This window comes from Hallella mizrahii, assembly GCF_009695775.1.
GTDB lineage: Bacteria > Bacteroidota > Bacteroidia > Bacteroidales > Bacteroidaceae > Prevotella > Prevotella mizrahii.
On the sequence record NZ_VUNG01000012.1, the window covers coordinates 70,466 to 80,702 of the forward strand.

7 protein-coding genes are annotated in these 10,237 nt (G+C 51.8%); 4 read left to right on the forward strand and 3 right to left on the reverse strand.

The window, feature by feature from the left end; genetic code table 11:
- Positions 1 to 26 precede the first annotated feature (26 nt).
- Together FYJ73_RS06560 and FYJ73_RS06565 are read right to left on the reverse strand one after the other, a co-directional pair.
- Positions 27 to 1,082: a glycoside hydrolase family 26 protein gene (locus FYJ73_RS06560; RefSeq protein ID WP_154533913.1), complete on the reverse strand. Its 1,056-nt coding sequence runs from the start codon at positions 1,080 to 1,082 to the stop codon at positions 27 to 29.
- A 102-nt stretch (positions 1,083 to 1,184) separates the two neighbouring features.
- Entirely contained in the window at positions 1,185 to 2,468 is a 1,284-nt protein-coding gene (locus FYJ73_RS06565; protein WP_154533914.1) for an acetylxylan esterase, read from the reverse strand.
- Between the two features lie 681 nt (positions 2,469 to 3,149).
- Here FYJ73_RS06565 and FYJ73_RS06570 point away from each other — a divergent pair.
- Positions 3,150 to 4,607 carry a sialate O-acetylesterase gene (locus FYJ73_RS06570; RefSeq protein WP_154533915.1) on the forward strand — a complete coding sequence of 486 codons (1,458 nt, stop codon included), beginning with the start codon at positions 3,150 to 3,152 and terminating at the stop codon, positions 4,605 to 4,607.
- A 230-nt stretch (positions 4,608 to 4,837) separates the two neighbouring features.
- Here the strand turns inward: FYJ73_RS06570 and FYJ73_RS06575 are convergent, their stop codons facing one another.
- Positions 4,838 to 6,259 (reverse strand): undecaprenyl-phosphate glucose phosphotransferase, encoded by a 1,422-nt coding sequence (locus FYJ73_RS06575; RefSeq protein ID WP_336509584.1) that lies wholly within the window; start codon positions 6,257 to 6,259, stop codon positions 4,838 to 4,840.
- Between the two features lie 184 nt (positions 6,260 to 6,443).
- On the opposite strand from FYJ73_RS06575, the gene FYJ73_RS06580 reads away from it, so the two are divergent.
- The 3 genes from FYJ73_RS06580 (at position 6,444) to FYJ73_RS06590 (ending at position 10,058) form a co-directional block, all read left to right on the forward strand.
- Positions 6,444 to 7,670, forward strand: a complete 1,227-nt coding sequence (locus FYJ73_RS06580) for a nucleoside recognition domain-containing protein (protein WP_154533916.1) — start codon at positions 6,444 to 6,446, stop codon at positions 7,668 to 7,670.
- Positions 7,671 to 7,673: 3 nt separating this feature from the next.
- The gene (locus FYJ73_RS06585; RefSeq protein ID WP_154533917.1) at positions 7,674 to 9,167 is read left to right on the forward strand and encodes an oligosaccharide flippase family protein; all 1,494 of its coding nucleotides are present in this window, start codon (positions 7,674 to 7,676) and stop codon (positions 9,165 to 9,167) included.
- Between the two features lie 123 nt (positions 9,168 to 9,290).
- Complete coding sequence (locus tag FYJ73_RS06590; RefSeq protein ID WP_154533918.1) at positions 9,291 to 10,058, forward strand: SDR family NAD(P)-dependent oxidoreductase; 768 nt, start codon at positions 9,291 to 9,293, stop codon at positions 10,056 to 10,058.
- Positions 10,059 to 10,237: the final 179 nt, after the last annotated feature.

The following is a 10,237-nucleotide window of genomic DNA, read 5'->3' on the forward strand; positions in this document are numbered from 1 at the left end:
TGATGAGACTGGCAAGGCAGTGTATGCTATTTGGTCTTGGCGATGTCCTTGACGGTCAGCACACGGGGATCTTCTACCCAGGTCTTGAAGTCGTCGGCATCAGGATGCCCGGCGTATGGCACATAGAGTTCTTTGGCATTGTCCCAGGCGTTGCGCCAGAAAAGTACATAGCAGATGGGATAAGGCTTGATGGCCGGCCAAAGCACTGTAGTGAACCAGTTTTTGATTGGCAGCTTCTGTGATCCAGTCTCTGTCAGGGCGATGAGTTTTTGGTGTTTCTTGCCCATTTCGGTCAACCGACTGAGCTCGTGCTCAATATTCTTTGTGTAGTTTTCGGCACTGCCTTCAAAGTCGTAGAGGTCCACGCCAAGCAGATCCACGTATTTATCTCCCGGATAATAGATCTCCAGACTTGCGTCGCCTGTGTTTGGAGAGAAGCCCCACACGAGGTTGTTAAGGCCTTGGCGCTTCATAAACTGATAGGTATAGACATAGAGTTGCTTGTATTGCTCGGTGGTGCAACTGTTTTTTCCCCACCAGAACCATCCGCCGCCCATCTCGTGCCAAGGGCGGAAGATGACAGGTATCGGCTGTCCTTTGTCGTCGCGCAGAGAAGCCAGGAATCGGGCCACACGCTTCATGCGCTGGGCAAACTCCTTGCATAGCTTGCCGCCGGGCAGGATTTCTCCGACCGGCCTGCCTTCGGTATCCCAAGCGTTCTTGCCGGTGACCGGGTTGTTGGGGTGCCAGCTGATCTCCACGATGCCGCCGCGGCGGTTCTGTGCTTTGATTTCCTGGCGCATACGGTCGAAAGGAACACCGTCGAGATTTTTTGCTTTTCCCAATTCCAAGTCACCGAGTTCAAACCCCATCACGGCGGGATAGTCCCCGCAGACTTCTTTTACGTCGCTGCGTCCCTTCTCTAAATTCCAGTTATGTCCATAGATAGGATCGTCTTGATGGCCTGTCATCACACCGTATTTTTGCAACTTTGCCATGCGCCGGATGAGTTGTGTGGCGGGCGAGGCGGCGCAGTTGAGGCCGAGGAGCAGCAATAATGCCGTAATGATCGATGTCTTCATGGTGATATGGTTTTATGTTTTGAATACTATAGTTATATGATATGAATGCTATGTCTGTGTGATATGAATGCTATGTCTGTATGATTTGGTGTTGTGCCGATGTTATTTGATGTCCATCATCTTCAGCAGCCATGCCTCCCATTCGTCCCACTGCTCTTGAAACCAATAGTGGCCGGTGAGCTGGTAGACACTGAGATGCTTGGGTGCCTTGACGATGTTGTAGGTGCCGTAGGACGATGTCGGTGGCACCACCTCGTCGTTGTATCCGAAAGAGAACCAGCAGGGACAGGTCACCCGACGGGCGAAGTTGACGCCGTCGTAGTAGCGCGCACCTTTGATGCGGGCCTCGCTGGGGTTCTTGACCTGATAGAAGTAGTGCGGCCATCCACCGGCGACACCTTTCAGTTCACTCTCGTAGTCGCACATGGCATCGTGGACAGCGCCCATGAAACTCACGCGTTTGTCGAGAGCAGCCACGGCGAGCGAGAGGAAACCGCCCTGGCTTGAGCCTGTCACGCCGAGGTGCTGGCCGTCCCACTGAGGCAGTGAGGCAATATAGTCGACGCAGCGCACGGCACCGACGACGACACGCTTATAGTAGTTCTTATCTGGGTTGTCGAGATTCGTGTCCCAATAGTTGTCGAGTCCGCCACGGAAGATCTCGTCATAGACATGTTGCGGCAGGGTCACGGGCAGGCCGTGGATGCCGATCTCCAGCGTGATGGCACCGCGTGAGGCAGTGTAGACGTCACCGCTGTAGGGGCGCACGCCAGCACCGGGCACACGGAGCAGAGCTGGATATTTTCCTGGTTTCACCGGCACAGAAAGGATGCCGAAGATGCGTCCGCCGGGGCGGTCATTGACAAAACTCACCTCATAGACATTGACATCTTTGGTCGAGCGGTCGGGCAGGGGAGTGAGATGCGGGTCAAGATCGTATTGCCGGGCCTGCTTCAAAGCCTTGTTCCAAAAATCGTCGAAGTCTTCGGGGCATTGTGTGGCGGGCACGATCTTCTCAGGATCAAAGGCTGCCGTGCACAGTCCGTCATAGTCCTTGCCGTCGACGTGTGCCGTGACCTTGAGACGATAGAAGCCCGGACGGGTCAGTTTTCCGGTGAGATGGGTGACACCGTCTTTAAGCGTGACACCTTTTTTATATATAGAAGGATACATCACCGGCCCGGCTTCATAGTCGACCTGAGCGTTGGCCAGTGGTGTGCCCGACTTGAGAACGGAGACCGTGAATTGTGCAGTCTGACCCACATGATAGTTCCAGTCGCTGTGATCGGGCTGTACAGTCACAGTGATGTTGTTGCCTTTGATCTGTGCGCCAATAGTCATGCAGACCAGCAGGATCATCAAGGAGAGAAGGGAAAGTCGCTTCATTGTTTTGATGTTGTCTTTATGTTATTAGGTTGTCGGAGTCGGTCGGCACGAAAGTGTCAGCCTTCACCGGATTCATATTGAACTGTTTTGCTTGTATGATTGAAATCTGCTGCAAAGATAAGAGTTTCATTCCAAACTGAATAATATAATTTTGACATAAACACGTACTTTCATCCTATTTTTGTTTTGGCGGTAAAAAAATGTTAGAAATCAAAGGTTTGATATCGAAACAATCACTTGTCAGAGAGGTATGTATTATCTTTTTTTACATGATAGTATTGTATTTGGTAAATATAGTATTACACGGTTTTTAATATATTCTTTACCTTTGCAATCATAGACAATGTATGCGTAAACATTGATAAGACACAATAGGATTGATCAAATATCACCAGCCTTTTTAGGCAAAATATGTATAGTAATAATATATAGGTAGTTTTTTTGTAGGAAGAGAGGAGTCGTGAGATTGCTCTCTTTTTCAGCTTTACAGTTTAGTAACAGCTGTGTGTCACACACGAAGTTGTTAGGCTGATGAAGTTTCAAAGGTAGATAGATATTGTGTATTCAAGGGCAGCCACGGGCGGTATCATGCTTGCCGTGGCTTTTTTCTTATATATCCGACAATAATAATAAGGAGAAAGAGTTGATGAAAGATAGAAACCCAACTAAAATATTATATATATGACAACTAAACAATTCTTTGTTTCGCTTGCAGCCCTTGTTTTGCCACTCATGGGTCAGGCGAAAGTCAGACTGCCCCACTTGGTTTCTGATGGCATGGTATTGCAGCAGCAGAGCGAAGCCCGCCTGTGGGGATGGGACCAGCCCGGCAAGACGGTACGCGTCAGCGTGTCGTGGAGCAGTGATGTCTACACGGTTCGTACCGCTCGCGACGGAAAGTGGCAGGTCAAGGTCAAGACGCCTAGGGCCGGCTACACGCCGTTGTCGGTGACCTTCGACGATGGCGAGAAGACGACGATCAACGGGCTGCTCAGTGGCGAAGTATGGGTATGTGCCGGACAAAGCAACATGGAATTTCCCGTGCGTGGCTTTGGCAACTGTCCCCTGAAGGACTACAACGAGGTGGTCTCCACCGCTTCTGATGTGCGAGGCATTCATTTTGTGAAGATTCCAAGCGTGATGCGCACCAAGCCTCAGGACGATGCCGATTGTCAATGGAAGACTGTGGATGTCAACACTGTGGAGGACTGCAGTGCAGTAGGCTATTTCTTTGCCCGCAAGGTGAGCAGTGTGGCCAATGTGCCGGTGGGCTTGATACTTGCCAACAAAGGTGGCTCGCGCGTGGAGAGTTGGCTCGATGCCGACAATCTGAAGAAATACACACAGGAAGAACTCGATTCCGGCAAGATGGTGAAGAAGTTCCCCTACGACTATCTTCGCCCGTTGTTGTGGGGCAATGGCACTTTCCACCCTATCCTCAACTACACGGTCAAGGGCATCCTCTACTATCAGGGATGCTCCAATGTCGGTGCGCCGGGCAATGAATATTCCGACCGGCTGAAGCTCCTCGTGGAACAATGGCGCCGCGACTTCGGTGAGGGAGAGATCCCGTTTTACTTTGTGCAGATTGCTCCTTATATATATGGTGACGGAGCCGACGGTATTTCCGGTGCTTTGCTGCGCGAACAGCAGGAACGTGCGGCCAGCATTATTCCCAACAGTGCTCTGGTCTGCACCAATGATCTTGTTTATCCTTGGGAGAGAAACCAGATCCATCCCTGTCAGAAACAGCCCGTGGGCGAGCGTCTCGCCTTCCTTGCGCTCAACCGCAACTATGGCTTTAAGAGCATCAAATGCGAGAGTCCGGTGTATAAGAGCATGTTTGTCGAGGGCGACACCTGCTATGTAAGCATTGACAAAACCTATGGTGGCATCTCGCGCTACGATGATATCGAGGGATTTGAAGTGGCTGGAGCCGACAAGATTTTCCATCGTGCTGTGGCAGGGCACTTTTGGGTGGCAGGCCAGGATCGCCGCAATGAGACGATCTTCGTTACGTCGCCAGAGGTGAAGCAACCAAAGTATGTGCGTTACTGCTTCCGCAATTTCGAGCTGGGCAACCTGAAAAACTGCGCCAATCTGCCGTTGATGCCGTTCCGGACAGACAAGGACGAATAGCAGGCAACATTTTTCGACGTAGCTGAAAAAGCAAGCGCCCTTGGAGCTATCCTTATGACAGGATACTCCAAGGGCGTTGTCGTTGAGGACAGCAGTTGCTGTCACAGAATGTTGACAGTACCGTCGCAGAGGACAGCAGGCACTGTCGCTTGATTTTGATGGTGCCGAATAGAGGACAGCAGGTGCTGTCGCTTGGTTTTGACGGTTCCGTTTTTGAGGAATCGGAGACTTTAGTAGGCGTGCTCGTCGTGGATGAAGAAAGAGCGGAAAGTCATGCCTATGATTTTCAAGTCCAGTCCCACGTTCCAGTGCTCCATGTACCAGATGTCGCGCTGTATGCGCTCTTCCATCTGCCAGAGCTCTTTTGTCTCACCACGGCATCCGGTGACCTGTGCCCATCCGGTGATGCCGGGCTTGCAGAAATGCCGTACCATGTATTTGTCGATGAGCTTGCCGTACATCTCAGTATGGGCGAGCATGTGGGGACGCGGCCCCACGATACTCATGTTGCCGATGAGCACATTGAAGAACTGCGGCAGCTCGTCGATATTGTATTTCCGGATGAAGTTGCCGAAGGGGAACTTGCGCGGGTCGTTCTCGGTGGCTTGCTTGCTGTCAGAATCCTTGTTGACGTGCATCGAGCGGAACTTATAGCACCAGAAGGTCTTGCCGTTGAGTCCCGTGCGCTTCTGCTTGAAGAACACGGGTCCGGGGCTTTGAATCTTGATGATGATACCCACTACGAGTGTCAGGGGTACCAGGAAGAGGCAGGTCACACTGCTCACTGCTAGATCAAAGGCACGTTTGAGCAGCTTGTTATAGGGTTGCATCAGTGGCGAGCTGTGGTTGGTGAAGAAGACATGATCACCCATGCGTATCGGACGCAGATGTACGGCGGACCCTATAAAGGTACGTGGTACATAATAGAAATAAACCACGTTTTTATCGCAGGAACGCATGATTCGCTCGATTTCACTACCCATCTCGTGTGGCAGGCTACAGTATACGATGTCTATACCGGATTGCTTCAGCAGCGAGCGGTCGTTTTTTTGCATCACCTGATTGAGTTGGCTCAGTGTGCCCAGATAGTGGAAATCGTCTGTGCTGCCTTTGATGGGCGTATCGCTGTAATAGCCCAATGAGCGATAGCCCATTTCGGGATTGTCCGTCATTTCTTTATGTAAGGTCAGCAGAGCAGGATCATCACCGACAAAGAGTACTCTCCGCACATTGTGGCCATGGCGTCGTAGACGGTTGACGATACTACGCTCGCAAATACGCGAAACTATCAGAAACGCGTAGGAGACAAGGGAGAAAAACAGCAAGAAGTGCAGCGGCGTGTTGTTGAAGATGAGCTTCAGCAGCACGGCAAGGGAGATGGTGAAGGTCAGTGTCAAACGGAAAACGTTGACCGACACATCGATCAGACGCAGCAACCGGAAGTGGACGATGGTGCGGAAGAAGATCTCGCCGATCAAAATAGCCACATTGGTTAGCACAACTACGACCCGCGTATAGGTGTGGAAGTAGTCGGGAATGTTTTTTCCAAGCACTATGAAAGTGATGTAAAAAACAAAGTTGATGATGACGAAGTCGCAGCATGAAATAGCGGCCAATAGAGTTTTGCTTCTGTCTATGTTAATGTTGCTCACGATGGTGGATTGATTTATTCTACTCCCCCCCCGTTCGCTGGGGTAAGAGATTCCCTTTGCTGTTGTTCTTATTGTGGCAAATTTACGACTTAATTTTAGAATATACAAATATTAGCCACTAAAAAAGTACATGTAGTTTTTTTTTATTAACTTTGCACATCAAAAGATGAATCATAAGATATAAATGGTACTCAACTATATTTGGATAGGATTCTTTGTCGTAGCCTTTGTTTTTGGCGGCGTACAATTGCTGATGGGTGACACCACAATCTTCCAGAAGATGGTGGACTCCACGTTTGATACATCAAAGACAGCCTTCGAAACATCACTGGGGCTGACGGGCGTGCTGGCTCTGTGGCTGGGAATCATGAAGATAGGAGAGAAGGCCGGTGCCGTCAACGCCTTGGCGCGGTTGCTCAGTCCGGTGTTTACCAAACTCTTCCCCGACATTCCTAAGAACCATCCCGTGATGGGTTCTATCTTCATGAACATCGCTGCCAACATGCTCGGACTCGACAATGCCGCCACGCCGACGGGTTTGAAAGCCATGGCCGGCATGCAGGAGTTGAACACAAAGAAGGACACAGCCACCAATCCGATGATCATGTTTCTGGTGCTCAACACGTCGGGGCTGACCATCATCCCTACGACGATTCTTGCCTTCCGCGCCAGTTATGGTGCCGCGCAGCCCACCGATGTGTTCATCCCCATCCTTTTGGCGACGAGCGTGGCCACGCTGGCGGGTATTATCATCACCTCTATGTGGCAGCGCATCAACCTCTTCCAACCCATTCTGCTGGCTACCTTGAGCGGACTCATCGCCTTTGTCGCTTTGGTCATCTGGGGCTTCGGACAGATGGACAAGGACACAATGGGCACTGTGACGGCCGTGGCCGGCAACCTGATCCTGATGACGGTGATCGTGCTGTTCATCCTTGCGGGAGTGAGAAAGCGCATCAATGTCTACGATGCCTTTATCGAAGGAGCCAAGGAGGGCTTCCAGACAGCAGTGCGCATCATCCCTTATCTTGTTGCCATCCTGGTGGCGGTGGGGGTGTTTCGCGCCTCGGGTGCGATGGACATGCTCGTCGGGGGCATTGCTTGGGTGGTGAAGCAATGCGGACTGAACACCGATTTCGTGGGAGCGTTGCCCACGGCGTTTATGAAGCCGCTCTCGGGCAGTGGAGCCCGCGGACTGATGTTGGAGGCCATGAAGAACTATGGTCCCGACTCCTTCGTGGGTCGTCTGAGCTGCATCTTCCAAGGTTCCACCGACACCACCTTCTATATCCTTGCCGTCTACTTCGGCTCTGTAAATATTAAATACACACGTCACGCTGTGGCCTGCGGCCTGCTGGCCGACCTTGCAGGCGTCATTGCGGCCATAGCAATAGCGTATATATTCTTTTAGATAATGGCAAATTTAAAATCACTTGCAAAAGACACGGCCATCTACGGCCTGAGCAGTATCGCAGCCCGCTTTATCGGCTATTTGCTCGTGCCCATTGAGACGGCGAAGTTCAACGCTGCCGGCGGACAGTATGGCATCATTACCAACATCTATGCCTACATTGCCCTGCTCATCATCATCCTGACCTACGGCATGGAGACCACCTTTTTCCGGTTTATGAACCGACCGGGTGAAGATCCGAAGAAGGTCTATCCCACCACACTCCACACCGTAGGCTTCACCTCACTGCTCTTCGTGGTGCTGCTCGCGCTGTTTATCCATCCCGTCGCCAGTGCCATCGGCTATCCCGACCATCCCGAATATCTGATGATCATGGGCGTGTGCGTGGCCATCGATGCTTTCACTGCCATCCCCTTTGCCTATCTGCGTTATGCCCATAGACCCATCAAGTTTGCATTACTGAAGATGGTAAGCATTGCCGTGAACATCGTGGGCGTGTCGCTCTATCTCATCGTGTTGCCAGCCATGCACGTCAATCTCTTCGGCATCTACGACGCAAACTTTGACTTGGAAGTGGTGTGGGTGTTCTGGATAGAACTCTCCGGCTCCGTGCTCACGCTGCTCTTGCTGGGCAAGGAACTCAAGGCGATGGGCAATCCTTTCGACAAGGCTACCTGCCAGCGCATGCTCCGCTACACCTGGCCGTTGCTCGTCATGGGACTGGCCGGACAGCTCAACCAGTGTGCCTCACAGATTATCTTCCCCTATGTCTTCGACGGCAACGCCCATGACGCACGCGTTCAGCTTGGCATCTACGGCGCGTGCATCAAGATAGCCACCATCATGGTGATGATCACCCAGGCCTTCCGCTATGCCTACGAACCGTTTGTCTTCGGACAGTCCAAGGAGAAGAACAATAAGGAGACCTACGCCCGCGTGATGAAGTTCTACATCATCTTCACGCTGCTCGCCTTCCTCTGCGTGGTGGCCTACATGGACATCATCCGCTATATCATCGGGCGCAGCTACTGGGAGGGACTGGAGATTGTGCCGATCGTGATGGCTGCCGAGATCATGTTCGGTGTGTTTTTCAACCTCAGTTTTTGGTATAAGCTCATCGACAAGACCATTTGGGGTGCGTGGTTCTCAGGAATAGGTGCAGTCGTATTGATCGCTTTCGACATCATCTTCATTCCGCGCTTCAGCTACTGGGCTTGCGCTTGGGCCGGCTTCGCCTCGTATGCGGTGAGCATGGTGCTGAGCTATTTCTTCGGTCAGAAATACTATCCGATCGCCTATCCGTTGAAGTCTATCTTCACCTATACGTTGCTTGCCGTGGTGCTCTTTGTGGGCATGAGTGCTTCCAACCGCTATCTGCCGATGCTGCCGGCACTGCTTGTCAACACGCTGCTGCTGATCGCGGATGTAGCATTCATCGTGAAGAAGGACCTGCCGCTGAGCTCTTTGCCCGTCATAGGCAAGAAGTTCCGGAAATAAAGCGCTTCGTCTCTTATATATATAATAAGGTGTGCGCACAGAGAAAGCGCACACCCACGTATATATAATAAGGTGTGCGCAAGGCTGATCGTCAAGTAGACGTTTATAAAAGAAGTGTAGGTAATGACAAACCATAAAGAAACAACAGAAGCAAAGCACGGTCCTGCAGCGGTGATCATGGGTGCCTCGTCGGGCATAGGTATGGAAGTGGCCCGGCTGTTGCTCCACCGTGGCTGGCATTTGGGACTCGCCGCCCGCCGCACCGAGCCTTTGGCCGCGCTGAGCGAGGAATATCCCGGGCTGGTGAAATATGCTTCCATCGACATCACGGAAACCGGAAGCGAAGTGCTGTTGCGCCGGTTGATCGATGAAATGGAGGGGATCAGCCTCTATCTTCATGTCTCTGGCGTTGGTTGGCAAAACATGGCACTCGATGCCGACAAGGAGCTGACGACGGTGCAGACCAATGCTTTGGGCTTCACGCGCATGGTCGGTGAGGCTTATCGCTACTTTGCCGCTCGCGGCGAAGGCCACATTGCTGTGGTGTCGTCCATCGCCGGTACCAAGGGCATGGGGGCGGCTCCGGCCTATAGTGCTACCAAGGCCTTTGACACAACTTACGTTGAAGCCTTGGAGCAACAAGCCCACATGCGTGGCAAACACATCCATTTCACCGACATCCGTCCGGGCTTTGTCCGTACTGCCCTGCTTGGCGACGGCCGCCGCTATCCCCTGTTGATGAACCCGGAAACCGTGGCGCGTGCCATCGTCAACGCCATCCTTCACCACCGCCATGTCGTGGTCATCGACTGGCGCTACCGTCTGCTCACTGCTCTCTGGCGTTGCGTGCCACGTTGGATATGGCGAAGGATGAGCGTCAACAACGGATAGAAGCTAAAAGATCACGGAAAAAACAAAAAGCGGAGCAATATTTTGTAGTCTTCCTAAAATCCGCAAGCAATCTCAATGACAATCTCAATTGCAGTAAAGAGCGTGAACACTATGCATCATGATAGTATGAGCGTGAATTTTGTCCGATTTGTGCACACCATCCCCTTACCCCACGATGC

What these genes read in the sequence shown, in the direction of transcription:
- FYJ73_RS06585 (WP_154533917.1), top strand. Translation starts at nt 7,674, where the DNA reads ATGGCAAATTTAAAATCACTTGCAAAAGACACGGCCATCTACGGCCTG.
- FYJ73_RS06590 (WP_154533918.1), top strand. Translation starts at nt 9,291, where the DNA reads ATGACAAACCATAAAGAAACAACAGAAGCAAAGCACGGTCCTGCAGCG.
- FYJ73_RS06560 (WP_154533913.1), bottom strand. Translation starts at nt 1,082, where the DNA reads ATGAAGACATCGATCATTACGGCATTATTGCTGCTCCTCGGCCTCAAC.
- FYJ73_RS06580 (WP_154533916.1), top strand. Translation starts at nt 6,444, where the DNA reads ATGGTACTCAACTATATTTGGATAGGATTCTTTGTCGTAGCCTTTGTT.
- FYJ73_RS06570 (WP_154533915.1), top strand. Translation starts at nt 3,150, where the DNA reads ATGACAACTAAACAATTCTTTGTTTCGCTTGCAGCCCTTGTTTTGCCA.
- FYJ73_RS06565 (WP_154533914.1), bottom strand. Translation starts at nt 2,468, where the DNA reads ATGAAGCGACTTTCCCTTCTCTCCTTGATGATCCTGCTGGTCTGCATG.